Here is a 21,110-nt window from a genome sequence, read left to right on the forward strand (position 1 = left end):
CAAGGGCAAGTGAGCCGGCCAGGGACGTTTCCATTTGCACGGAAACGCCTCTCTTCTTTGTTTTGCCGCGCTTTTTGACGGCGAACCGGATCCACCTCGCCGAGAGCGCTCTAAGCGGACCTCAGGGCCTCGTCGAGATCCTGGAACAGGTCGTTGACGTCCTCGATCCCCGTCGACAGGCGCAGGAGGTCCGGCGGGCACGGGGTGCCCGGTCCCTCGATGGAGGCGCGGTGCTCGATGAGGCTCTCCACGCCGCCGAGCGAGGTGGCGCGCTTCCAGAGCCGGACCCGCGCCGCGGTGCGGATCGCGGCCGCCTCCCCTTCATTGAGCTGGACGGACAGCATGTAGCCGAACCCGTCCTCCATCTGCCGGGCGGCGATGTCGTGGCCCGGATGCTGCGGCAGGCCCGGATAGAGCACGCGGGCGATCTTCGGGTGGTCGGACAGGCGCTCGGCGAGCGCCATGGCGCTGCGGGACTGGGCGGCCGCGCGCAGGTGCAGCGTCCTCATGCCGCGCATGAGCAGGTAGGCCTCGAAGGGCCCGAGGATGGCGCCCTGCATCTTGCGGATCGAGGCCACCTTCTCCCAGAACGCATCCGCCTTGGCGCCCGCGAGCGCCCCGGCCACCACGTCGGAATGGCCGTTGAGCACCTTGGTCGCCGCATGCATCACGATGTCGGCGCCCAGGGTCAGCGGACGGGTGTGGATGGGCGAGGCGGTGGTGGAATCGACCGCGAGCCGGGCGCCCGCCGCATGGGCGATCTCCGCCGCGCCGGCGATATCGGTGATGGTCCAGAGCGGGTTGGAGGGCGTCTCGACCCAGACGAGCTTGGTGCGGCCGGGGACGACCGCCTTGCGCAGGGCGTCGAGATCGTCCGTCTCGACGAAGTCGACCGCCAGGCCCCAGCGCACGGCTTCCGTCATGAGCCAGCTGCGCAGGGCCCAGTACATCACCTTCGACGCCACGATGTGGTCGCCCGGGTTGAGAGCCTGGAACACGGCGGTCGCCGCCGCCATGCCGGACGAGAACAGCAGCGCTCCGGCCTCGGCTTCCTCGAGCATGGCGAGCACGCCTTCCGCCTCGCGCACCGTGGCGTTGTCGGGCCGGCCGTAGACGAAGCCGGAGGAATAGGCGTTGTCCTCGTCGCGGATATAGGTGGTCGCCACATGGATCGGCGGCACCACTGCCTTCGTGATCGGATCCACGTGGCCCATCGCCTGTGCGGCGAGACTGCGTTTGGACCATTGCGGGCGCGAAGACGACATGGGAACCTCCGGGGGCAGGATGAGATTGGGCGAAAAGAACAGCGAAGCTCATCCCATAAAGGGAATTGCGACATGATGCATCCAGGCCAATCCACTTTGGCCGGCGGGCCGACGCCACCTGTCCAACGTTTTCTGATCGCGGTCCTGCCCGTGGTGATGGTCAGCGTGGCGGGAAGCCTCGTGACGACACCCAGCATCCCGACCTGGTATGCGGCGCTCGAGAAGCCATGGTTCACGCCGCCGAACTGGCTCTTCGCCCCGGTCTGGACGACGCTCTACGGGATGATGGCTTACGCGATCTGGCGCATCCTCTCGCTGCCGCGCGAGCAGCCGGGCCGCAGGGCGGCCGTCACGGCCTTCTTCGTGCAGCTCGCCCTGAACTCCCTGTGGTCCTTCGCCTTCTTCGGCGCGCGGAGCCCCGTGGCGGGCCTGATCGTCATCGCGGCCCTGATCGTGGCGATCCTGGCGACGATCCGCGCCTTCTGGCCGCTCGACCGGGTCGCGGCCTGGCTCCTCGTGCCCTATCTCGCCTGGGTGGCCTATGCGACCGCCCTGAACGGGGCGATCTGGTACCTCAACGGCTGAGGCGGCTTACGGCTCAGGACTTGTCGAACAGGTCCGGTTCCTGGTTGGCGTGGTCGACCACGCCGACGAAGGGAAGCTGGCGGTAGGAATGGGCGACGTCCATGCCGTAGCCGACCACGAACAGGTCGGGGCAGGTGAAGCCCACGTAATCGGCCTCGATGCTCACGGCGCGCTTGCCCGGCTTCTCCAGCAATACGGTGGTCGAAACCTTCTTCGCGCCCCGGGCCATGAGGAGGTCCTTGGCGAAGGTGACCGTGCGGCCGGATTCCAGGATGTCGTCCACGAGCAGCACGTCGCGCCCGCGCACGTCGCTCTCCACGTCGCGCAGGATGGTGACCTGACCGGAGGAGACCGTTCCGTCGAGATAGCTCGACAGGTGCACGAACTCGACCTGGGGCTCCAGGCCGACCCGGTGCAGGGCCCGGATCAGGTCGGCGGCGAACATGAAGCTGCCTTTGAGGACCGCCACCACGAGGAGGTTTTCCGGCTTGGAATCCGCGATCTCCCGGGCCAGCTCCTCGATGCGCTGGGCGATTGTGTTTTCGTCGAAGAGAACCCGGATGCGGGGAGAGGCAGTCATCGTCAGCTAATCCAGAATATACGCGGCTTTGGGGTCGCGGGCATCGCGAAGAGATCCTCCTTCACGACCATGGCCCGGCGGGGAAGTCAAACGGACTTAACGTCTCCCGCCCCGAAGGTCGAGAAAAGAACCCGGGACAATTCACCTCCTGATAACCATTCCATAGGATCGTGGGCGCGTCCTGCCGTCGCGGATCGCTGCCGCGGATTTGTTGGCGCGCAAGGGATAGAGACGATAAGCATGGCGAATCGCATCGCGGCGGAAAGCGTCCGCCGTGGTTTCATCCACCCCATGAAGGACGGCTCGGGAGCGCGTGAAGGCGTTTTACGACAACGACGACGATGAGAGCATGGCGCCGGCCGTGCATTTCGAGAACGTGGGCGTGCGCTACGGCATGGGCCCCGAGGTCCTGCGCGACCTGACCTTCTCCATCGAGCCGCACTCCTTCCAGTTCCTCACCGGCCCGTCGGGTGCGGGCAAGACCACCCTGCTGCGGCTGATCCTGCTGTCGGTCAAGCCGACCCGCGGGCTGATCTCCCTGTTCGGGGAGGACGTCTCCCGGATTTCCAAGGACGAGTTGACCGACCTGCGGCGGCGCATGGGCGTCGTCTTCCAGGACTTCCGGCTCCTCGACCACCTGACCACCTACGAGAACGTGGCGCTTCCCCTGCGCGTGCAGGGCAAGGAGGAGGCGAGCTACCGCAACGAGGTCGTGGAGCTCCTGCGCTGGGTGGGTCTCGGCGACCGCATGCACATGCTCCCGCCCGTGCTGTCCGGCGGCGAGAAGCAGCGCGCCGCCATCGCCCGCGCCCTCATCGTGCGCCCGGACCTTCTGCTCGCCGACGAGCCCACCGGCAACGTGGACCCCTCCCTCGCCCGGCGTCTCCTGCGCCTCTTCATCGAGCTGAACCGGCTCGGCACCTCCGTGGTCATCGCCACCCACGATTTCAGCCTCATGGATCAGCTGAACGTGCGCCGCCTCGTGCTCGGGGACGGGCAGCTTCATATCGACGAGTGAGCCCGATGAGCGATCTTCCGCCTCCGCGCTCCTCGAAGCCTCCGCCACAGCAGCAGGGTCAGAGGCCGCTGCCGGCCTCGCTCCGGCGCAACGCCCCGCTCGTCCCGGTCGATTCGGCCGGAGGCCGCGCCCTGGCGGCCGTCATCGCCATCCTGACCTTTCTCGCCGCCCTGTGCGCCGGCGGAGCCGAACTCGTCGCCACCAGTTCCGAGCAGTGGCGGTCGGACATCGCCCGCGAGGTGACGATCCAGGTCCGGCCCAACGCCCAGCGCGCAATCCAGGCCGATGTGGACCGGGCGGTCGCCCTCGCCCGCCAGACCCCGGGGGTGCAGGACGTCCAGGCCTTCACCCGCGAGGAATCCGAGCGCCTGCTCGAGCCGTGGCTCGGCACCGGCCTCGATTTCGACGACCTGCCCGTGCCGCGCCTCATCGTGCTCAAGCTCGAAGCCCGTGCGAGGCCCGATTTCGGGCCGCTCCGGCAGGCCCTGAAGGAGCAGGTGCCCGGGGCGACCCTGGACGACCACGCCCTCTGGGTCTCGCGCCTGTCCACCATGGCGAACACCATCATCGGCATCGGCGCCGCCCTCGTGGTGCTGGTCCTGGTGGCGGCGGGCCTGGCCGTCACCTTCGCGACCCGGGGCGCCATGGCCGGAAACCGCGACGTGGTGGAGGTGCTCCATTTCGTGGGCGCCAGCGACGATTTCATCGCCCGGGAGTTCCAGCGGCGGTTCTTCAAGCTCGGCCTGCGCGGCAGCGCCGCCGGAGCCGGCGCGGCCCTGCTGCTCACCGTTCTCCTGGGCTTCGTCACCCGGTCCTGGCGCGCGAGCCCGGCCGGCGACCAGATCGAGGCCCTGTTCGGCACGTTCAGCATCGGCTGGCGCGGCTATGCCATCGTGGTCCTGATCGCGCTGGCGGTGGCCGTCATCACCGGAATCGTCTCCCGCCTGACCGTGAGACGCTTTCTTAACGGAAATGGTTGATGGTCATGGTTACCAGTGGATAAAACGGGTTGCCTCTCCCTTGCCGCATTCTGCATTATCCTCGGCTGAGATGACCTCGCAAACGCAGAGCGTGGCGACTCTGAGCGCCAGAGACACCAGTGAAGCCTTGGGTTGGGGCTGGACCATGTCGGGATCGCCTTCGGTACCTGCCAGGCGGTCGCCGATCAGGCGGGCCATGAGGTGGGCCTTCTACACCGTGGCGGCCGGCCTGATCCTTGGATTCCTCGGCTTTCTCTGCTTCGTCTACTCCCTCGACCGTTTCGAGCAGAAGCCGGAGACCCGCGCGGACGGCATCGTCGCCCTGACCGGCGGCGCCCAGCGGATCGGCGACGCGATCGACCTTCTCGCCAAGGGCTATGCCAAGCGGCTCCTGATTTCGGGCGTCAACGAGAGGACCAGCCGCGAGGAGATCGCCCGCCTCAACCCGGGACAGCGCCGCCTCTTCGACTGCTGCGTGGACCTGGACTACCGGGCCCGCAACACCATCGGCAACGCCATCGAGACCCGCCGCTGGGCGGAGCAGAACCAGTTCGACGCCCTGATCGTGGTCACCTCGAACTACCACATGCCGCGGACCCTCGTGGAACTCGACCACACCCTGCCGAACCTGCAGAAGATCCCCTATCCGGTCGCCGCGACCATCGATCCCCACGACTGGTGGCGCAACGCCTCGACCGCGCGGGTGCTCGTGTCCGAATACCTGAAGTTCCTGGCCGTCTGGGTGAGAACCCGCTTCGAGGACGATCCGGAGCATTCGCCGGTGGTCCAGATCATCAGCCGGCCGATCCAGCACGTGGCGGCCGAGCCGCAATGGCGCTGAGGCGCCTGCGACCGGGCAAATCCGTGCTCGCCTCGCGCCGGAGCGCGTGCTAACCGGATCCACTTTTCCGCACGATGCTCTAAGGTGGGCGCTCGCGGAGCTCGAAGCTCCGCTTTTCATTTTCCATGAAAGCCATGCTCGTTCTCCGCTCCCTGCTGTTCAACACCGCGTTCTATCTCAACCTCGTGCTGTGGCTGATCCTGCTGCTCCCGTTCCTGCTGCTGCCGCGCCGGACCTTCATGAGCGCGGCCAAGCTCTGGGCGCACACGTCCCTGTGGCTGCTGCGGGTGATCGCCGGCACGAAGATCGAGGTCCGGGGGCGGGAGAAGATCCCTGCGGGAGGCATTCTCATCGCGTCCAAGCACCAGTCCCTGTGGGAGACCTTCGCGCTCCTGCCCCTCTTCGAGGACCCGGCCTTCATCCTCAAGCGCGAGCTCATGTGGATTCCGTTCTTCGGCTGGTACACCTGGAAGGGCGGCTCGGTGCCGGTGAACCGCAAGGCGGGCTCGCAGGCCCTGATCCAGATGACGGCGCGCGCCCGCGAGGAGGCCCGTCACGGCCGTCAGATCCTGATCTTCCCCGAAGGGACCCGCCGGCCGGCCGGGGCCCCTCCCGCCTACAAGTTCGGCGTGGCCCATCTCTACCAGAACCTCGGCGTTCCCTGCCTGCCCGTCGCGCTGAATTCCGGCCTCTACTGGCCGAGGCGCCGCTTCATCCGCCGCCCGGGCACCATCCGGGTCGAGATCCTCGATCCGCTTCCGCCGGGCATGCCCCGCGATGCCTTCTTCAAGGAGATGCAGGACCGGATCGAATCGGCCTCCGACCGGCTCCTGGCGGAGGGACGCAAGGAACTCGGCCTCGACCAGCCGGCCGGATCCGCCGCAAGCTTGTCCAAAGCCTGACATCACAAGGGGTCGAGCGATCCTTGACGTTTTGCCCGAGAGTTCTTACATTAAGAACAAATGGCGAACAAGCGAACCATATCATGGTCGACGGCCATGCGGGATCTCCGTCAGGAACGGACGCGGAGGACTGACGTGCGTGAGGAACGGTTGCGAGCGACGGCAGGCCTCCACTCGGCACTCGCCCTGAGTTCATGGCGCGGACGTTCGGGCCGCCGCTACATCGTTGGGGTCCACCCTCTCAACGAGAGCGAGATCCTGAACGTGACGAACGCGGTCATCCTGGCGGTGCGCCGGGACGAGACCGGCACGGCGCGGGTCATCGACGTGGCGACCGCCAGCTCCCACCCGAGCGAGCAGACGCGGACCCGCTGGGTCGGCCTGGTCCAGGCGCGCGGCGCGACGGAGATGCACGTTCATCGGCTCGCGGAAAGCGAGGCGCAGCGCCGGGCCATCCTCGAGGACCTGCGCGAGGACGAGAGCCAGGCCTCCTAGGCAAGTCCGTCGTCGTCTTCGGAATCCTGAGCAAGCGTCCGGGTGATCCGCTCGAGCAGCGGATCGACGATGCCCATTCCCAGAAGGTGCTCGTGGGTGGAGCGCACATAATCCGGATTGAGCCCCGAGACGCCCTTTCCCTGGCGTACCAGACCCAGGACATCGTCGAAGGACAGTTTGCCCGCATATTGCCCATGCTTGCGATCCGCCACATAGCCCAGGGCCCTGACGCTCCGGCCGTCGTCGAGCCGCACGGGCAGGCGCCGTTCGAGATAGACGGCGGTCGCCTGCTCGCGCTCCCTCAGGTAGTGGATGGTGGCCTCGGCCTCTTCGGGAGCCACGCGGAACGCGACCCCGTGACACCGCCCGCCCCGGTCTAGGCCGAGCACGAGGCCCGGCTGGTCGGGCGTGCCGCGATGGACGTGCGAGAAGATGCAGAGCGACCGGTGATAGCCGTAGAGATGGGCGTGACGGCGTTCGATATACGGGAAGCCGGGTCGCCACATGAGCGAACCGTAGCCGAAGACCCACAGATCGTCGGTGGTGTTGTCCATATCCGCCAGCGTGCCCGAACCTTGCCTGCTTCCGGCGCTACCAGTTACCAAGAGGCGAGACAACAGGAGAAAAGTGAATGGATGAAGCCGCTTCCGCCGGGAATGCTCGCCACAGTCGTTTCTGGCTCTACACGCCCTTCGTCCTGCTGCTCCTGCTGGCGGTGGCGTGGAGCGTCGGCTGGTTCGTGATCCGCAACCGGGCGGACGAGGCCCTCGACACCTGGCTCGCGGCCGAAGCCCGGGCCGGGCGTCAATGGACCTGCCAGGACCGGGCCATCGGCGGCTATCCTTTCCGGATCGAAGTGACCTGCGATGCCCTGACCCTGCAGCAGGGAGCCGTGACCGCCTCCTTCGGGCCGGTGGAGGCGGTGGCGCAGGTCTATCAGCCGCGCCGGGTGATCACCGAGATCCAAGGTCCCTTGCGGGTGACGGACGGAACCGTGACGGTGCAGGGCTCCTGGGATCTCCTGCAGACCAGCCTCAATCTCGCGCCGGGCGGCCTGCGGCGCCTCTCCCTGGTGGCCGAAGCACCCAACGTCACGGTCACGGGCCTTCCTGCGGGCGAGATCGCGGCAGCCGGTCAGCACCTGGAACTCCATGCCAGGCCCAATCCCTCCCGGAGCGCCGAGAACGCCTACGATGTGGCGCTCTCCGTCAGGCAGGCGCGCATTCCCCTGGCCGACGCCCTGGTGGGCGGCACGGAAGCCACCGATCTGGAATCCGACGTGACGGTCACGCAGGCCGAGGGCTTCCGCGGGCGTCCCCTGGCCGAGGAGCTCGAGCGCTGGCGCAGCGCCGGCGGCAAGCTCGACGTGCTGATGCTGTCCCTGGCCAAGGGCTCCCGCCGCCTGGAGGCGAAAGGCGAGCTGCGGCTCGACGAGGAACACCGCCCCGAGGGCCAGCTCGCCCTCTCGGCGGCCGGGCTGGACGGCCTCCTGGGCAACGTGATGGGCCGGCGCAACGGCGCGCTCCTCAGCGCGCTTCTGGGTCAGGGCGGGGGAGCCCCCGCGGGACAGGCGAATGGCCGCCCGGCGCTTTCGCCGCTTCCGCCCGTCCGCCTGGACAACGGGCGCCTCGCCTTCGGCCCCTTCGTCATCCCTAACGTCACGCTGCCGGCGATCTACTGATCGCCGCGGCGGCGGCCGAAATCCGGCTCCGGCGTTTCCTGCCCTTCCGAGATGATCCCGCGGCGGATGGCCCGGGTGCGGGTGAAGAGGTCGAACAGCTTGTCGCCCTCGCCCCAGCGGATGGCGCGGGCCAGCAGCGCGATGTCCTCGTTGAGGCGGCCGAGCATTTCCAGCACGGCCTCCTTGTTGTGCAGGAACACGTCGCGCCACATGGTCGGATCGGAGGCGGCGATGCGGGTGAAGTCGCGAAAGCCGCCGGCCGAGAACTTGATCACCTCCGACTGGGTCACGGTCTCCAGATCCGCTGCCGTGCCGACGATGTTGTAGGCGATGAGATGCGGCACGTGGCTGGTGATGGCGAGCACGAGATCGTGGTGCTGCGCCGTCATGATCTCCACGTTCGAGCCCATGGCGGACCAGAACGCGCGCACCCGCTCCACCGCCGCTTCGTCGGCGCCTTCGGGGGGCGTCAGAATGCACCAGCGATTGAAGAACAGGGTCGAGAAGCCAGCATCGGGGCCGGAATGCTCCGTTCCCGCCACGGGATGGGCCGGAACGAAATGCACGCCCGCAGGCAGATGGGGCTCGACCTGGGCCATCACGGATTTCTTCACCGAGCCCACGTCGGACACGATGCAGCCGGGCTTGAGCCCGTCCTTCATAGCGTCAGCGACGGCCCCGCACGCCCCCACCGGCACGCAGAGGATGACGAGATCGGCTCCGCGCACCCCGGCGGCGAAGTCGGACGTCGCCTCGTCGGCGATGCCGAGCTCGCGCACCCGCGCCAGCACCGCCTCGTTCCGGTCGACGGCGACGATCGTGCCGGCAAGGTTGAGATGCCTCGCCGCGCGGGCGATGGACGAGCCGATCAGCCCGAGGCCGATCAGCGCGACGCGTTCGAAGAGCGGCGTCGCGCGGGGAGGACCGAGACGCTCAGGCATCTTGCTTCCGGCCGCTCAGGAATTCGCGCAGGGTTTCGACCACGAGGCGGTTCGCCTCCTCGTCGCCGATGGTGAGCCGCAGGGCATGGGGCAGCCCATAGGCGTCGATCCGGCGCAGGATGAGGCCGCGGCTCGAAAGGAACGCGTCGGCCTCCTTCGCGGTCTTGCCGGCCTCCTGCGGGAAGTGGACCAGCAGGAAGTTGCCGACGCTGGGCGTGACCTTCAGGCCAAGCGCCTCGAGCTCCTTGGTGAGCCAGGCGAGCCACTGCTCGTTATGGGCGATGGCCTTGCCCACATGGAGGTCGTCCTGGATCGCCGCGATGCCGGCGGCCATGGCCGGGCCGTTGATATTGAACGGGCCGCGGATGCGGTTGACCGCGTCGACGATATGGGCGGGAGCCACCATCCAGCCGAGGCGCAGATTGGCCAGGCCGTAGATCTTCGAGAAGGTGCGCATCATCACCACGTTCTCGGAGGTGGCGACGAGTTCGAGCCCCGACTCGTAGTCGTTGCGGCGCACATATTCCGCATAGGCCGCATCGAGCACGAGCACCACGTGGGGCGGCAGACCCGCGTGCAGGCGCTTGACCTCGCTGAAGGGAAGATAGGTTCCGGTCGGGTTGTTCGGGTTCGCCAGGAAGACGATCTTGGTCTTCGGCGTCACCCGCGCCAGGATCGCGTCCACATCCGCATGGTAGTCCTTCTCCGGCGCGACCACGGGCGTGCCGCCCGCCGCCAGGATCGCGATGCGGTAGACCAGGAAGCCGTGCTCCGAGAACAGGCCCTCGTCGCCAGGCCCCACATAGGCGTTGGTGATCAGCGACAGGAGCTCGTCGGAGCCGGCGCCGCAGACGATCCGGTTCGGATCGAGGCCGTACTTCGCCGCGATCGCCTCGCGCAGCCTGGTGGCCGAGCCGTCCGGATAGAGCTCGAAATGATCGGCTCCCCTGATGGCCTCGACGGCCTTCGGCGAGGGGCCGAGAGGGGTCTCGTTGGAGGAGAGCTTGTGGATCTTCGCGACCCCGGCTCCGGCATTGCTCTTGCCGGGCACGTAGGCCTCGATCTGCATCACGCCGGGACGGGGTTCAGGACGGGCGGCCATGGATTCGGGTTCCTGCAATCGATCGGTTCGGAGTGGCTCTAGAGCATCGTGCGAAAAAGTGGATCCGGTTTTTCGACGAACGATGCTCTCATCCATAGAGAAAGCATCGGATTGAGCCCAAAAGTGCAAGTCCACTCTTGGGTCCGATGCTTTAGCGCAGCTTGCGGTTCATTTCACGCGGAAACGTTCGGCATGGATGCCGACTTCGGCCAGTTGCGACAGGCTGGCGCCCGCTCCGGTCAGGGCGTCGTGCAGGCGCGCGGGCTCGACAGTGCCGGGCACGGCGATGAGCTCCGACAGGCCGTTGGCGTCGGCGGCGCTCGCCACCACCTCGCCCCCAAGCTCCGCCACCGCCTCGTTGGCGCCCCGGTGCCAGCGCTCGAACTGCGCCGCGTAGAGCACCACGTCGCGCAGGGACGTGTCCGCGAGCGGCTTCGAGATCACGAAGACCGGAGTGCCGGCCGGGTGGTCGGGCCGCTCGATGAAGGGAAGCCGGGCGATGATCTTGGGCCGGTCCCGGTCGGCGAGCGTCCGCCACCAGGCGCCGCTGGTCGCCCCCTGGTCCAGCCGGAAGATGCCGAGATCCCCGCGCGAGGCCGCCACCGCCTCGATCACCGCCGCCGCGCTCGGATGGGTGAGATAGGGCACCGTGAAGCCGAAATGGAAGCGGGCGGAATCGCGCATGGGCGCGTCGCCCGCCGAGACGTCCGCATGGACGGAATAGGGCGCCTGGACATAGGTGAAGGTGGCGATGATGACCCGCCAGATGCCCTCCACCGTGTCGAGCGGCAGGAGGCCCTGGTGGCGCTCCGCCAGCGCCCGCATCATCGAGGCCTCGCGCCCGGGCCGGAAGGCGGAGCCGGATTCAGACGTCTTCTTCACGGCGATGAGGCGGTCGATGATGGTCCCGCGCTCCATCAGGAGCCGGTGCATGGTCTCGTCGATGCGGTCGATCTCCTGGCGCAGATCGGCAAGGGAGGGAGCGGGCTTCTCGGTGGACATGAAAGACGATCCTGAACAGGGGCGTCCTTCTTTCGCAGTCCCGAACGCCGCTGCCAAGCCTCGGACGCATCTTGGGCGTGTCTTTATGTTCGTTGACGGCCCGGCCCGCCCGCACTACCGGTGTTCGGAAGATCGAACGCGTTTCTTCAAACATCATGGTCCGTCTGTCTCCACCTCCCGAACCGCGCAGTCAGGTCGACGATCCGTCGAGCCTGGTCGCACGCTTTGGCGCGGACGAGCCGCTGATGATGGATGCGGGCGTGCCCCTCGCCCCCTGGCAGATCGGCTACCAGACCTACGGCCGGCTCAATGCGGACAGGTCCAACGCGGTCCTGATCTGCCATGCGCTGACCGGGGATCAGCACGTGGCGAATGTGAGTCCGCTCACCGGCAAGCCAGGCTGGTGGAGCACCATGGTGGGTCCCGGAAAGCCCGTGGACACCGACCGCTTCTTCGTGATCTGCGCCAACGTGATCGGCGGCTGCATGGGCACCACGGGTCCGGCCTCGACCAACCCCGTCACGGGCCAGCCCTACGCCCTCGACTTCCCCGTGGTCACCATCCGCGACATGGTGCGTGCCCAGGCGGCGCTGATCGACCGGCTGGGGATCGAGAGCCTGTTCTGCGTCATCGGCGGCTCCATGGGCGGCATGCAGGTGCTGCAATGGGCGGCGAGCTACCCGGACCGGGTCTTCGCGGCCCTGCCGATCGCCACGGCCGCGCGCCATTCGGCCCAGAACATCGCCTTCCACGAGGTCGGCCGCCAGGCCGTCATGGCCGATCCGGACTGGCGCGGCGGACGCTACCTGACCGAAGGGACCCGGCCCTCGAAGGGCCTCGCGGTCGCCCGCATGGGCGCGCACATCACCTATCTCTCCGAGATGGCCCTGCACCGGAAGTTCGGACGCAACTATCAGGACCGGAACGCGCCGACCTTCTCGTTCGACGCGGATTTCCAGATCGAGAGCTACCTGCGCTACCAGGGCCTGTCCTTCGTGGAGCGCTTCGACGCGAACTCCTATCTCTACGTCACGCGGGCGATGGACTATTTCGACCTCGCGGCCGAGCACGGCGGAAGCCTCGCCAAGGCGTTCAAGGGCTCGGCGACCCGCTTCTGCGTGATCTCGTTCACCTCCGACTGGCTGTTTCCTACCTCCGATTCGCGCGCCATCGTCCACGCCCTCAACGCGGCCGCGGCCTCCGTGGGGTTCGTGGAGGTGGAAAGCGACAAGGGCCACGACGCCTTCCTTCTGGAGGAACCTGAGATGTTCGCCGCCGCACAGGGCTTCATCGACGCCGCGGCGCGGGCGCGGGGGATCGCATGACCTCCGCCACCTTCCTCACCCCGACCGAGGACAGGGCCGGGCATCGCCTCGACTTCCTCCTCGTCACCGACATGGTGGAGCCCGGCTCGAAGGTGCTCGACATCGGCTGCGGCGACGGCTCGCTCCTGGCGCTCCTGCGCGACCGCAAGGGCGTCGACGGGCGCGGGATCGAGATCTCCCGCGAGGGCGTGAACACCTGTCTCGCCAAGGGCCTGCCTGTGATCCAGGGCGACGCCGACACGGACCTGGCCGATTACCCGGACGACGCCTTCGACTACGTGATCCTGTCCCAGACCATCCAGGCGACGCGCCAGCCCAAGGTCGTGCTGGAACATCTTCTGCGGATCGGGCGCCGGGCCATCGTGTCGTTCCCGAATTTCGGCCACTGGAGCGTGCGGTTCGACCTCTTCTTCCGGGGCCGGATGCCGGTGACCCGGAACATGCCCTATTCCTGGTACGACACGCCGAACATCCATTTCTGCACCATCCGCGACTTCGTGGAGCTGTGCCGGGAAGTCGGCGCGACCATGGAGAAGGCCGTCGCCCTCGACGCGGGCGGGCGCCCGATCCGCGTCACCCTGCCCTGGTGGGCCTGGAACCTGCTCGGCGAGCAGGGGGTGTTCCTGCTCAAGCGGCGCTGAAGCCCGGCCTCACCCCTCCCCCGACGACAGGGGATGAAGATCCCGCACCATGCTCTTCAGGCGCTCGTCCAGGACGTGGGTGTAGATCTGCGTCGTCGAGATGTCGGAATGGCCGAGGAGTTCCTGGACCACCCGCAGGTCGGCGCCGTTCTGGAGCAGATGGCTCGCGAAGGCATGGCGCAGGACGTGGGGGCTGACCTTGTCGGACCGGAGCCCGGCGGCGGCGGCCACCGCCTTCAGGTCGCGGGCGAAGGCCTGCCGGGTGAGATGGCCGCTCTCGCTGTCGGCCGGGAACAGCCAGGGGCCCACCGCCTTGCCTTGCTGCTCCAGCGCGGCGAGGTAGGAGCGCGCCGCCTCCCGGGCCGCCTCCGTCAAGGGCACGAGACGCTCCTTCGCGCCCTTGCCGCGCACGACCAGGAATCGCTCCCGGGTCTTGGCGGCGCTGCGGGGGAGCGCGATCAGTTCGGAGACGCGCAGGCCCGTGGCATAGAGAAGCTCGAGCAGGCAGGCCATGCGCAGGGCCCGGATCCGCTCCGGCGGACTCGCGTCGGGATTGGCGGCCCCCTCGTGGGCCACCTGCAGCAGCCGGTCGACCTGATCGACGGACAGCACCTTCGGCAGGACCCGCCCGCGCTTGGGCGCGGAGACGGCTGCGGTCGGATCGGCCGGCGCGTAGCCTTCCACGTAAAGAAACTTGTGGAACTGCCGCACGGCGGAGAGCCGGCGGGCGGCGGAGGTGGCCTTGAGGCCGCGCTCCTCGAGGCTGGCCATGAAGCCCCGGATCGTCGTGGAACTCGCGCTGTCCGGCGCCGTGCCGGCCTCGGTCAGGTAAGCCAGGTAATCGTCGAGGTCGCGCCGATAGGCATCGAGCGTGTTCTTGGAAGCGCCACGCTCGGCCGCGAGCATGTCCAGAAAGAGATTGGCGTGGCGGACGCCGCTCATGAGGACGGAGGCAGGCGGCTGCTCGGAATGGGAACCGTGATCTCACGCGGCTCCGGCTCGACGAGGGTTGCGAGCGCGAAGACGGCCGCAAAGCCCAGACCTGCCAGAATGGCAACGACGATGAGAAAACGGAATAAAGTCGGCACGGGAACGGAAGCCTCCAGTTGCATCCCGCTACAACCACGCATGGGCCGGGAAGGCAAGTCCTTACCCTACGCAAGTTCTAGGCCGGCCCGGCGATAACGCCCTTGTGACAGAGCCTCGGGCCCATGCTAGGACTGAGCCATGAACAAGATCAGCCGCTTCAATTCGCTCGATGAAGGCGGCGGGCAGGACACCGGGAGCCGGGGCGGTCACCCGATCAGCCGCCAGCTCGGCGCGCGATCCATCGTGCTCGTCGGTCTCATGGGCGCCGGAAAGAGTACCGTCGGACGACGCCTCGCCCAGAAACTCGGCCTGCCCTTCCGGGACGCCGACAACGAGATCGAGTCCGCCGCGGGAATGTCGATCCCCGACATCTTCTCCATTCACGGAGAGGAGTATTTCCGGGACGGGGAGCGGCGCGTGATCGCCCGTCTGCTCCAGGAGGGCCCGATGGTGCTCGCCACCGGCGGCGGGGCCTTCATGAACGAGGAAACCCGGGCCGGGATCGCCGAGAACGGCATCTCCATCTGGCTGCGGGCCGATCTCGACGTGCTCATGCGCCGTGTCCGCAAGCGCGCCACCCGCCCCCTGCTCCAGAATCCCGACCCGGAGGGCACCATGCGCCTGCTCATGGAAAAGCGTCACCCCATCTATGCCCTGGCCGATCTGACCGTGGAATCCCACGAGGCGCCCCACGACCGGGTCGTGGCCGAGATCATCGACGCCCTGACGGAGTGGCTGGAGAAGAGCGGGAGGGCTCCCCATTGAGCGGCGCGGCGGCGCGGATGCCCGACGCATCCATCACGGTCCCCGTTCCCCTCGGGGACCGGGCCTACGACATCCTCGTGGGGCGAGGCCTCGTCGGCGAGGCCGGGCGGCGGATCGCAGCCCTCGGCGCCCGGGCGGCCGCCATCGTGACCGATGAGAATGTCGGCCGCCTCTATGCCGAGGCTCTCGAAGCGTCCCTGAGGCAGCACGGCCTGCGCACCGCCATCGTCACCGTGGCTCCCGGCGAGGCCACAAAGTCCTACGCCTCGCTGGAACAGGTCTGCGATGCGGTTCTGGCGGCGAAGATCGAGCGGGGCGACCTGGTGGTCGCCCTGGGCGGTGGCGTCGTGGGCGACCTCGCCGGCTTCGCGGCCGCGGTGGTCCGCCGGGGCGTCCGGTTCGTCCAGGTGCCGACCACCCTCCTGTCCCAGGTCGATTCCTCCGTCGGCGGCAAGACCGGCATCAATTCGCGCCACGGCAAGAACCTCGTCGGCGCCTTCCATCAGCCGAGCCTCGTCCTGGCCGATACCGCCCTGCTCGACACCCTGCCCTTGCGGGAAATGCGGGCAGGCTATGCGGAGGTGGTGAAATACGGCCTCATCGACGATGCCGCCTTCTTCGCCTGGTGCGAGGCCAACTGGCAGGGCGTGTTCGCAGGCGGACCCGAGCGCGACGAGGCCGTGGCGCAGAGCTGCCGGGCCAAGGCCGCCGTGGTGGTTCGCGACGAGAGGGAGGACGGCGACCGGGCGCTCCTCAATCTCGGCCACACCTTCGGCCATGCCATGGAGCGGATCACCCGCTACGATTCCGGGCGTCTGGTCCATGGCGAGGGTGTCGCCATCGGCCTGGCCCAGGCCTTCCGCTTCTCCGCCGCCCTCGGCCTCTGCCCGGTGGCGGACGCGGAAAGGGTCGAGGCGCATCTCGCCGCCGCTGGACTTCCCACGCGCCTGAACCAGGTTCCCGGCGGATACGGCACGGTCGACGATCTTCTCGACGCCATGGCGCAGGACAAGAAGGTGAAGGGCGGCGCCCTGACCTTCATCCTTGCCCGGGGCATCGGGCAGAGCTTCATCGCCCCCGGCATCGGGATCGACAAGGTCCGGGCCTTCCTGACGAGTGAAAGCAGCGCAGCACGATCATGATCGAAGAATCTTCCGGCGATCTCTGGCTGGCCGCCCTGGTCGTCGTCGTCTGTCTTCTTCTCTCGGCGTTCTTTTCGGCGAGCGAGACCGCGTTCACGGGCGCATCCCGCTCCCGCATGCTGGTTCTGGAAAAAGGCGGCGACAAGCGCGCCAAGCTGGTGAACCGCCTGCTCGAAATGCGCGAGCGCTTCATCGGCACCGTGCTGATCGGCAACAACATCGTCAATATCGGCGTCTCCGCCTTCGCGACCAGCGTCCTGGTCGCGCTCTTCGGCGACGAGGGTGCGCTCTACGCCACCATCATCATGTCGGCGCTGGTGATCGTGTTCGCCGAGGTGCTGCCGAAGACCATCGCCATCTCGTCTCCCGACACGGTCTCGCTCTTCATGTCGCGGCCGATGTCGTGGGTGGTGGCGATGCTGGGGCCCCTCGCCATCGCCATCGAACGGATGGTGCGGCTCATGCTGCGGCCCTTCGGCATCCGGATCGGCGAGAACACGCCGATCCTCTCCGCCAGCGAGGAGATCCGCGGCCAGGTCGCCCTCCTGCACAAGGAGGGCGGCGTCGCCAAGGTGGAGCGCGACATGCTGGGCGGCCTCCTCGACCTGGAGGATCTGACCGTCTCGGAGGTGATGGTCCACCGCACGAAGATGCGCACCATCAACGCCGACCTGTCCTCGGAGGAGATCGTGCGCGAGGTCCTGTCCTCGCCCTATACCCGCATGCCGCTCTGGCGCGGCAGCCAGGAGAACATCGTCGGCTTGCTGCACGCCAAGGACCTGCTCCGGGCGCTCGATGCGGTCGGCGGCGATGCGAGCAAGCTCAAGGTGGAGGCCATCGCGCTCGAAACCTGGTTCGTGCCCGACACGACATCCCTGCGCGACCAGCTCAAGGCCTTCCTCGCCAAGAAGACCCACTTCGCCCTCGTGGTGGACGAATACGGGGAGGTGATGGGCCTCGTGACCCTGGAGGACATCCTCGAGGAGATCGTAGGCGACATCAAGGACGAGCACGACCTGTCGGTGCAGGGCGTGCGTCCGCAGCCCAACGGCTCGGTGAACGTGGACGGCTCCGTGCCGGTGCGCGACCTCAACAGGGCCATGGACTGGAACCTGCCGGACGAGGAGGCCACCACCATCGCGGGCCTCGTCATTCACGAGGCGCAGGCGATCCCGGACGCGGGCCAGATCTTCACCTTCCACGGCTTCCGCTTCCAGGTGCTGCGCAAGTCCCGCAACCGGATCACGGCGCTCAGGATCACACCCCTGGCGATGGTGCGGAAGGCTGACGAGCTTCAGGCTTCAGGGAGGCGGCGAGAGCGGCATTGACCGCCGCCGCCTCTTCCAGATGCACCCAGTGCGAGGCCCGGTCGAAGCCGATGAACTGGCCGTCGTCGCACCGCGCGAGGCTCTCGTCCGCCAGCCCCTTCTCCAGAAAGCGGTCGCGCAATCCCCAGATCACCGTCGTCGGCACCGAGACCCGTGCATCCCTCCGGCCCGGCCTGCGCGGAAGCGCGCGGTACCAGTTGAGCATGGCCGTGAGCGCCCCCGGCTCGGCCCAGGCGCGCTCGTAGCGATCGAGGTCGGCGGACGAGAACACGTTCTTCTGGCTGCTGGCGACGAGGGACTGGCGCAGGAGGGCGTAGTTGCCCGCCGACAGGGTGGCCTCGGGCATCAGGGGCAGCTGAAAGAAGCCTGCATAGAGGCTGCGCATCACCTGGGTCGGATGCCGGAGCAGGTATGAGCCGAAGACGTCCGGGTGCGGCGCGTTGATGACGACGAGGCGCTCCACCCGCTCCGGGTGCCGCATCGCGATCTGCCATGCGACGATCCCGCCGAAATCGTGCCCCACGAGGCGAAACCGCGAGGCGCCGAGGGAATCGGCGAGGGCGACGATGTCGGCCGCCAGGATGTCGAGGTCGTAGGCGCGCACGCCGAGGGGCTTGCCGCTGAGATTGTAGCCGCGCTGATCCGGCGCCACGACACGCAGGCCCGCATCGGCCAGCGGGCCGATCTGGAGCCGCCAGCCCCACCAGAAATCGGGAAAGCCGTGCAGGAGGATGACGAGCGGAGCATCCGCGGCTCCGGCCTCGACGTAATGGAGGAGAACGCCGTTGACCTTGCGCTGAGAGGTGGAGGCCGATCCCGACCATCCGGGAATGTTCAGCTTCTGGGTCGCCTGTGCCATGGGACATCCCCTCCTGTGAAGGACCGAAAGCTTCTCACCCTTCGGTCACGGAAGCCAGTCTCGGCTTCCTCTTTCGCGCGGGCCCCTCCTCGGAGGCCATGAACTGGGCCCTGGCGAGTTCCGCGAACCGGCCGCCCTTCGCCACGAGTTCGTCGAAGGTGCCGCTTTCGATGACGCGCCCCTGATCGAAGACGAGGATGCGGTCGGCGTTGCGGATGGTGGCGAGGCGGTGGGCGATGACGAAGGTGGTGCGTCCCTTCATGACCTCGTCCAGGGCCTTCTGCAGCTTCTGCTCCGTGGCGGCGTCGAGGGCGCTCGTCGCCTCGTCCAGGATCAGGATCGGCGGGTTCTTGAGCAGGGCGCGGGCGATGGACAGGCGCTGGCGCTCGCCGCCGGAGAGGGAGCGGCCCCGCTCACCGATGACGGTGTCGAGACCATCCGCCTGACGGGAGATGAACTCGATGGCCTGGGCCCGCTCCAGCGCCTCGATCATCTCCTCGTCCGTGGCGTCCGGCTTGCCGACCTGCAGGTTCTCGCGAATGGTGCGGGCGAACAGCATCGGTTCCTGGAACACGACGCCGATGTTGCGGCGAAGGGACGAGAGCGTGATGTCGCGGATGTCGTCGCCGTCGATGCGGATGCAGCCCGATTGCGGATCGAAGGCACGGTGCAGGAGCCCGAGCGTCGTCGACTTTCCCGAGCCCGTGGAGCCCACCAGCGCCACGTTCTCGCCGGGCGCGATGGCGAAGGTCACGTCCTGCACGGCGGAGCGCTTGCCGTCATAGGAAAAGCTCACGTTCTCGAAGGCGACGGCGCCTCCGAAGCGCTCCACGTTCTTGGCGTTCGGGCGGTCGTGGACGGCGGGGGCGGTGTCCAGGATCTCGAAGAACTCCGCCATCTTCGGCGCCTGCATGAAGAGCTGGTTGACGAAGCTCACCGCCTGTTCCAGCCGCCCGATCAGCATGGTGGCGAGGCTCATGAACATCACCACCTCGCCGATGGTGGCAAGGCCGTTGAGGTGGAGCCACGTGCCGACCAGGAAGATCGCCGTGACCGTGATGGTCGCCGCCGCCCGGGACGCCACGGATGCGATGGCCCACCAGGACAGGACCGGGTTCTGGGCCTGGAGCAGCTGCTGTATGATGGTCCGCAGCGAGCGGGTCTCCGCCTCGACCCGGGTGAAGGACTGGATCACCGGCACGTTGCCCAGCGCGTCCGAGGCGTGCTCCGCCAGGCTCGAATGGTAGCGCTCCACGGAGCCCTGCAGGCTCTCGGTCTTGCGCACCACGATCGCGGTGAGAATCGTGAAGACGACGACGAGGCCCACGAGGAGCAGGCCGAGGCGCCAGTTGAGGAAGACCGTCAGGGGAAGCAGGACGCCGAGGGCGACGAGGGCCGAGAGGTGCTCGCGGAAGAAGCCCAGCCAGAGCCAGGCCATGCCGTTCGACCCCTCCAGCATGACCTTGAGGACGCGGCCGGAATGGGTCGAGGTGTGGAACGCCAGGGGCAGTTCCAGGACGTGCTCGAAATAGTTCGCCACCACCGCGAGGCGGCGGCGGTGGGACAGCCGGTCGGCATGGAGCGCGACGAGAACCCCTGCCCCGATCGTGAAGAAACCGAAGGCGATCCAGGCCAGGATCAGGGGCATCAGGACCGACAGGGTGATCGGCGGACGGCCGGGGATCTGGGCCCCGGTCAGGACGTCGATGATGCGCCCGAACAGGATCGGCTCGGCAAAGGCCGAGATGGCGAGCGCCACATTGGCGAGCGCCAGGAGGGCTCCGAGGCGCAGATCGGAGCCGAGCTGGCCGAGAACACGGGAGTAGAGTCGCACCAACCACATGACTGGACTACCTGAAGACCATGTTTGGGATAATTCCCCGGCCAAGCCTTTGTTCAGACATGGCCGATCCCCCGCGCCCGGTCCATGAGGTCGGCCACCGCCGTCGCGGCGGGATCGTTCTGCGCCCGCAATCCGGCGACGGCTCCCTCATGATCGTCCCTGCCCTTGTGCTGCCCGAGCTTCCAGTTGCCCTGGACATCCTCCACCTCGACGGTGATCCCGACAATCGCATTCATCATGGCGGCGAGCCGCTGCCGGTCCACGGCCCCCGATGTCCACGGCTTCTTGGGATACCAGGCCTCGAATTTCGCGGACAGGCGCTCCAGGTGCCCGGGCAGCCAGTCCTTGTCCATGAGCTGGGCCCGCCCCACCGCATGGACGGCGACGTAGTTCCAGGTCGGGACCTGGTTCGCCGAGCCGTACCAGTCGGGCGAAACATAGGCGTCGGGGCCTGTGCAGGCGACGAGAACGCGCGGATTCGCGGCAACGGTCTCATGGATGGAATTGGCGCGGGCCACATGCAGCTCGATCACTCCACCCGTCCCGGACGGGGCGAACAGGAACGGCACATGGACCGCGACGGGAAATCCGTCCCCGGCGGCGACAAGGGTGCCGAAGCCGCGCTCGGCGAGGAAGGCGGCGCTGGCGTCGGGATCGGCTTTGAAGGCGGGATGGACGTACATGGGAGGTCTCCGGAAGGAAGGGGGGGCCGGAGGCTCGGGCCGA

General features: G+C 67.8%; 24 protein-coding genes. 12 read left to right on the forward strand and 12 right to left on the reverse strand.

The window, feature by feature from the left end; translation table 11 throughout:
- Positions 1 to 110: 110 nt before the first annotated feature.
- Positions 111 to 1,265 carry a trans-sulfuration enzyme family protein gene (locus LGR44_RS04235; RefSeq protein ID WP_226737591.1) on the reverse strand — a complete coding sequence of 385 codons (1,155 nt, stop codon included), beginning with the start codon at positions 1,263 to 1,265 and terminating at the stop codon, positions 111 to 113.
- Positions 1,266 to 1,337: 72 nt separating this feature from the next.
- On the opposite strand from LGR44_RS04235, the gene LGR44_RS04240 reads away from it, so the two are divergent.
- Positions 1,338 to 1,850, forward strand: a complete 513-nt coding sequence (locus LGR44_RS04240) for a TspO/MBR family protein (RefSeq protein WP_319004808.1) — start codon at positions 1,338 to 1,340, stop codon at positions 1,848 to 1,850.
- 13 nt (positions 1,851 to 1,863) lie between these two features.
- On the opposite strand, the gene hpt is transcribed toward LGR44_RS04240, so the two are convergent.
- Positions 1,864 to 2,430, reverse strand: coding sequence for a hypoxanthine phosphoribosyltransferase (gene hpt / locus LGR44_RS04245; RefSeq protein WP_226737593.1), 567 nt, complete (start codon positions 2,428 to 2,430; stop codon positions 1,864 to 1,866).
- A gap of 349 nt (positions 2,431 to 2,779) precedes the next feature.
- Here hpt and ftsE point away from each other — a divergent pair, with 349 nt between their 5' ends.
- Together ftsE and LGR44_RS04255 are read left to right on the forward strand one after the other, a co-directional pair.
- Positions 2,780 to 3,448 carry a cell division ATP-binding protein FtsE gene (gene ftsE / locus LGR44_RS04250; protein ID WP_226737937.1) on the forward strand — a complete coding sequence of 223 codons (669 nt, stop codon included), beginning with the start codon at positions 2,780 to 2,782 and terminating at the stop codon, positions 3,446 to 3,448.
- Positions 3,449 to 3,453: 5 nt separating this feature from the next.
- Positions 3,454 to 4,428, forward strand: a complete 975-nt coding sequence (locus tag LGR44_RS04255; RefSeq protein ID WP_226737595.1) for a cell division protein FtsX — start codon at positions 3,454 to 3,456, stop codon at positions 4,426 to 4,428.
- A gap of 9 nt (positions 4,429 to 4,437) precedes the next feature.
- Here LGR44_RS04255 and LGR44_RS04260 read toward each other — a convergent pair whose 3' ends face one another.
- On the reverse strand, positions 4,438 to 4,626 hold the full coding sequence (locus LGR44_RS04260; RefSeq protein ID WP_226737597.1) for a hypothetical protein: 189 nt from the start codon (positions 4,624 to 4,626) through the stop codon (positions 4,438 to 4,440).
- Here LGR44_RS04260 and LGR44_RS04265 point away from each other — a divergent pair.
- The 3 genes from LGR44_RS04265 to LGR44_RS04275 all read left to right on the forward strand — a co-directional run bounded on the left by LGR44_RS04265 (position 4,625) and on the right by LGR44_RS04275 (position 6,666).
- A complete protein-coding gene (locus LGR44_RS04265) occupies positions 4,625 to 5,269 on the forward strand; it encodes a YdcF family protein (RefSeq protein ID WP_226737599.1) in 645 nt (214 codons plus the stop codon). The genes LGR44_RS04260 and LGR44_RS04265 overlap by 2 nt on opposite strands.
- Positions 5,270 to 5,403: 134 nt before the next feature.
- The gene (locus LGR44_RS04270) at positions 5,404 to 6,171 is read left to right on the forward strand and encodes a lysophospholipid acyltransferase family protein (protein ID WP_226737601.1); all 768 of its coding nucleotides are present in this window, start codon (positions 5,404 to 5,406) and stop codon (positions 6,169 to 6,171) included.
- A 60-nt stretch (positions 6,172 to 6,231) separates the two neighbouring features.
- Complete coding sequence (locus LGR44_RS04275; protein ID WP_226737603.1) at positions 6,232 to 6,666, forward strand: hypothetical protein; 435 nt, start codon at positions 6,232 to 6,234, stop codon at positions 6,664 to 6,666.
- Here the strand turns inward: LGR44_RS04275 and LGR44_RS04280 are convergent.
- Entirely contained in the window at positions 6,663 to 7,220 is a 558-nt protein-coding gene (locus tag LGR44_RS04280; RefSeq protein ID WP_226737605.1) for a gamma-glutamylcyclotransferase, read from the reverse strand. The two genes, LGR44_RS04275 and LGR44_RS04280, sit on opposite strands and share 4 nt — an antisense overlap.
- Before the next feature lie 77 nt (positions 7,221 to 7,297).
- Between LGR44_RS04280 and LGR44_RS04285 the strand changes: the two genes are divergently transcribed.
- Positions 7,298 to 8,347 carry a DUF2125 domain-containing protein gene (locus LGR44_RS04285; protein ID WP_226737608.1) on the forward strand — a complete coding sequence of 350 codons (1,050 nt, stop codon included), beginning with the start codon at positions 7,298 to 7,300 and terminating at the stop codon, positions 8,345 to 8,347.
- On the opposite strand, the gene LGR44_RS04290 is transcribed toward LGR44_RS04285, so the two are convergent.
- The 3 genes from LGR44_RS04290 to LGR44_RS04300 all read right to left on the reverse strand — a co-directional run bounded on the left by LGR44_RS04290 (position 8,341) and on the right by LGR44_RS04300 (position 11,392).
- A complete protein-coding gene (locus tag LGR44_RS04290; protein ID WP_226737610.1) occupies positions 8,341 to 9,288 on the reverse strand; it encodes a prephenate/arogenate dehydrogenase family protein in 948 nt (315 codons plus the stop codon). The two genes, LGR44_RS04285 and LGR44_RS04290, sit on opposite strands and share 7 nt — an antisense overlap.
- A complete protein-coding gene (gene hisC / locus LGR44_RS04295) occupies positions 9,281 to 10,390 on the reverse strand; it encodes a histidinol-phosphate transaminase (protein ID WP_226737612.1) in 1,110 nt (369 codons plus the stop codon). The genes LGR44_RS04290 and hisC overlap by 8 nt, the downstream gene beginning before the upstream one ends.
- Before the next feature lie 168 nt (positions 10,391 to 10,558).
- Entirely contained in the window at positions 10,559 to 11,392 is an 834-nt protein-coding gene (locus tag LGR44_RS04300; RefSeq protein ID WP_226737614.1) for a chorismate mutase, read from the reverse strand.
- Positions 11,393 to 11,547: 155 nt separating this feature from the next.
- Between LGR44_RS04300 and metX the strand changes: the two genes are divergently transcribed.
- Both metX and metW read left to right on the forward strand, forming a co-directional pair.
- A complete protein-coding gene (metX, locus tag LGR44_RS04305) occupies positions 11,548 to 12,717 on the forward strand; it encodes a homoserine O-acetyltransferase MetX (protein ID WP_226737617.1) in 1,170 nt (389 codons plus the stop codon).
- A complete protein-coding gene (gene metW / locus LGR44_RS04310; RefSeq protein ID WP_226737619.1) occupies positions 12,714 to 13,358 on the forward strand; it encodes a methionine biosynthesis protein MetW in 645 nt (214 codons plus the stop codon). The genes metX and metW overlap by 4 nt, the downstream gene beginning before the upstream one ends.
- Positions 13,359 to 13,367: 9 nt before the next feature.
- On the opposite strand, the gene xerD is transcribed toward metW, so the two are convergent.
- Both xerD and LGR44_RS04320 read right to left on the reverse strand, forming a co-directional pair.
- On the reverse strand, positions 13,368 to 14,300 hold the full coding sequence (gene xerD, locus LGR44_RS04315; RefSeq protein WP_226737621.1) for a site-specific tyrosine recombinase XerD: 933 nt from the start codon (positions 14,298 to 14,300) through the stop codon (positions 13,368 to 13,370).
- Positions 14,297 to 14,446 carry a histidine kinase gene (locus LGR44_RS04320; protein ID WP_226737623.1) on the reverse strand — a complete coding sequence of 50 codons (150 nt, stop codon included), beginning with the start codon at positions 14,444 to 14,446 and terminating at the stop codon, positions 14,297 to 14,299. Before LGR44_RS04320 ends, xerD begins: the two co-directional genes overlap by 4 nt.
- A 139-nt stretch (positions 14,447 to 14,585) precedes the next feature.
- On the opposite strand from LGR44_RS04320, the gene LGR44_RS04325 reads away from it, so the two are divergent.
- Genes LGR44_RS04325 through LGR44_RS04335 form a run of 3 tightly spaced genes read left to right on the forward strand, consistent with a single transcriptional unit; the run spans position 14,586 to position 17,682 of the window.
- The gene (locus LGR44_RS04325; RefSeq protein WP_226737625.1) at positions 14,586 to 15,212 is read left to right on the forward strand and encodes a shikimate kinase; all 627 of its coding nucleotides are present in this window, start codon (positions 14,586 to 14,588) and stop codon (positions 15,210 to 15,212) included.
- 17 nt (positions 15,213 to 15,229) lie between these two features.
- Entirely contained in the window at positions 15,230 to 16,354 is a 1,125-nt protein-coding gene (aroB, locus tag LGR44_RS04330; RefSeq protein WP_226737628.1) for a 3-dehydroquinate synthase, read from the forward strand.
- Positions 16,351 to 17,682, forward strand: coding sequence for an HlyC/CorC family transporter (locus tag LGR44_RS04335; protein ID WP_226737630.1), 1,332 nt, complete (start codon positions 16,351 to 16,353; stop codon positions 17,680 to 17,682). The genes aroB and LGR44_RS04335 overlap by 4 nt, the downstream gene beginning before the upstream one ends.
- Here the strand turns inward: LGR44_RS04335 and LGR44_RS04340 are convergent.
- Genes LGR44_RS04340 through LGR44_RS04350 form a run of 3 tightly spaced genes read right to left on the reverse strand, consistent with a single transcriptional unit; the run spans position 17,612 to position 21,067 of the window.
- Positions 17,612 to 18,541 carry an alpha/beta fold hydrolase gene (locus LGR44_RS04340; RefSeq protein WP_226737631.1) on the reverse strand — a complete coding sequence of 310 codons (930 nt, stop codon included), beginning with the start codon at positions 18,539 to 18,541 and terminating at the stop codon, positions 17,612 to 17,614. The genes LGR44_RS04335 and LGR44_RS04340 overlap by 71 nt on opposite strands.
- A 34-nt stretch (positions 18,542 to 18,575) precedes the next feature.
- Positions 18,576 to 20,384, reverse strand: coding sequence for a glucan ABC transporter ATP-binding protein/ permease (locus tag LGR44_RS04345; protein WP_226737634.1), 1,809 nt, complete (start codon positions 20,382 to 20,384; stop codon positions 18,576 to 18,578).
- Positions 20,385 to 20,437: 53 nt separating this feature from the next.
- Complete coding sequence (locus LGR44_RS04350; RefSeq protein ID WP_226737636.1) at positions 20,438 to 21,067, reverse strand: FMN-binding negative transcriptional regulator; 630 nt, start codon at positions 21,065 to 21,067, stop codon at positions 20,438 to 20,440.
- Between the last annotated feature and the right edge of the window lie 43 nt (positions 21,068 to 21,110).

The sequence above is a fragment of the Microvirga lenta genome (genome assembly GCF_020532555.1).
In the GTDB taxonomy this organism is placed as follows: domain Bacteria; phylum Pseudomonadota; class Alphaproteobacteria; order Rhizobiales; family Beijerinckiaceae; genus Microvirga; species Microvirga lenta.

Excerpts from the sequence above, each read along its gene's own strand:
- LGR44_RS04235 (WP_226737591.1), bottom strand. The coding sequence starts at position 1,265 with ATGTCGTCTTCGCGCCCGCAATGGTCCAAACGCAGTCTCGCCGCACAG.
- LGR44_RS04240 (WP_319004808.1), top strand. The coding sequence starts at position 1,338 with ATGATGCATCCAGGCCAATCCACTTTGGCCGGCGGGCCGACGCCACCT.
- hpt (WP_226737593.1), bottom strand. The coding sequence starts at position 2,430 with ATGACTGCCTCTCCCCGCATCCGGGTTCTCTTCGACGAAAACACAATC.
- ftsE (WP_226737937.1), top strand. The coding sequence starts at position 2,780 with ATGGCGCCGGCCGTGCATTTCGAGAACGTGGGCGTGCGCTACGGCATG.
- LGR44_RS04255 (WP_226737595.1), top strand. The coding sequence starts at position 3,454 with ATGAGCGATCTTCCGCCTCCGCGCTCCTCGAAGCCTCCGCCACAGCAG.
- LGR44_RS04265 (WP_226737599.1), top strand. The coding sequence starts at position 4,625 with ATGAGGTGGGCCTTCTACACCGTGGCGGCCGGCCTGATCCTTGGATTC.
- LGR44_RS04260 (WP_226737597.1), bottom strand. The coding sequence starts at position 4,626 with ATGGCCCGCCTGATCGGCGACCGCCTGGCAGGTACCGAAGGCGATCCC.
- LGR44_RS04270 (WP_226737601.1), top strand. The coding sequence starts at position 5,404 with ATGCTCGTTCTCCGCTCCCTGCTGTTCAACACCGCGTTCTATCTCAAC.
- LGR44_RS04275 (WP_226737603.1), top strand. The coding sequence starts at position 6,232 with ATGGCGAACAAGCGAACCATATCATGGTCGACGGCCATGCGGGATCTC.
- LGR44_RS04280 (WP_226737605.1), bottom strand. The coding sequence starts at position 7,220 with ATGGACAACACCACCGACGATCTGTGGGTCTTCGGCTACGGTTCGCTC.
- LGR44_RS04285 (WP_226737608.1), top strand. The coding sequence starts at position 7,298 with ATGGATGAAGCCGCTTCCGCCGGGAATGCTCGCCACAGTCGTTTCTGG.
- LGR44_RS04290 (WP_226737610.1), bottom strand. The coding sequence starts at position 9,288 with ATGCCTGAGCGTCTCGGTCCTCCCCGCGCGACGCCGCTCTTCGAACGC.
- hisC (WP_226737612.1), bottom strand. The coding sequence starts at position 10,390 with ATGGCCGCCCGTCCTGAACCCCGTCCCGGCGTGATGCAGATCGAGGCC.
- LGR44_RS04300 (WP_226737614.1), bottom strand. The coding sequence starts at position 11,392 with ATGTCCACCGAGAAGCCCGCTCCCTCCCTTGCCGATCTGCGCCAGGAG.
- metX (WP_226737617.1), top strand. The coding sequence starts at position 11,548 with ATGGTCCGTCTGTCTCCACCTCCCGAACCGCGCAGTCAGGTCGACGAT.
- metW (WP_226737619.1), top strand. The coding sequence starts at position 12,714 with ATGACCTCCGCCACCTTCCTCACCCCGACCGAGGACAGGGCCGGGCAT.
- xerD (WP_226737621.1), bottom strand. The coding sequence starts at position 14,300 with ATGAGCGGCGTCCGCCACGCCAATCTCTTTCTGGACATGCTCGCGGCC.
- LGR44_RS04325 (WP_226737625.1), top strand. The coding sequence starts at position 14,586 with ATGAACAAGATCAGCCGCTTCAATTCGCTCGATGAAGGCGGCGGGCAG.
- aroB (WP_226737628.1), top strand. The coding sequence starts at position 15,230 with ATGCCCGACGCATCCATCACGGTCCCCGTTCCCCTCGGGGACCGGGCC.
- LGR44_RS04335 (WP_226737630.1), top strand. The coding sequence starts at position 16,351 with ATGATCGAAGAATCTTCCGGCGATCTCTGGCTGGCCGCCCTGGTCGTC.
- LGR44_RS04340 (WP_226737631.1), bottom strand. The coding sequence starts at position 18,541 with ATGGCACAGGCGACCCAGAAGCTGAACATTCCCGGATGGTCGGGATCG.
- LGR44_RS04345 (WP_226737634.1), bottom strand. The coding sequence starts at position 20,384 with ATGTGGTTGGTGCGACTCTACTCCCGTGTTCTCGGCCAGCTCGGCTCC.
- LGR44_RS04350 (WP_226737636.1), bottom strand. The coding sequence starts at position 21,067 with ATGTACGTCCATCCCGCCTTCAAAGCCGATCCCGACGCCAGCGCCGCC.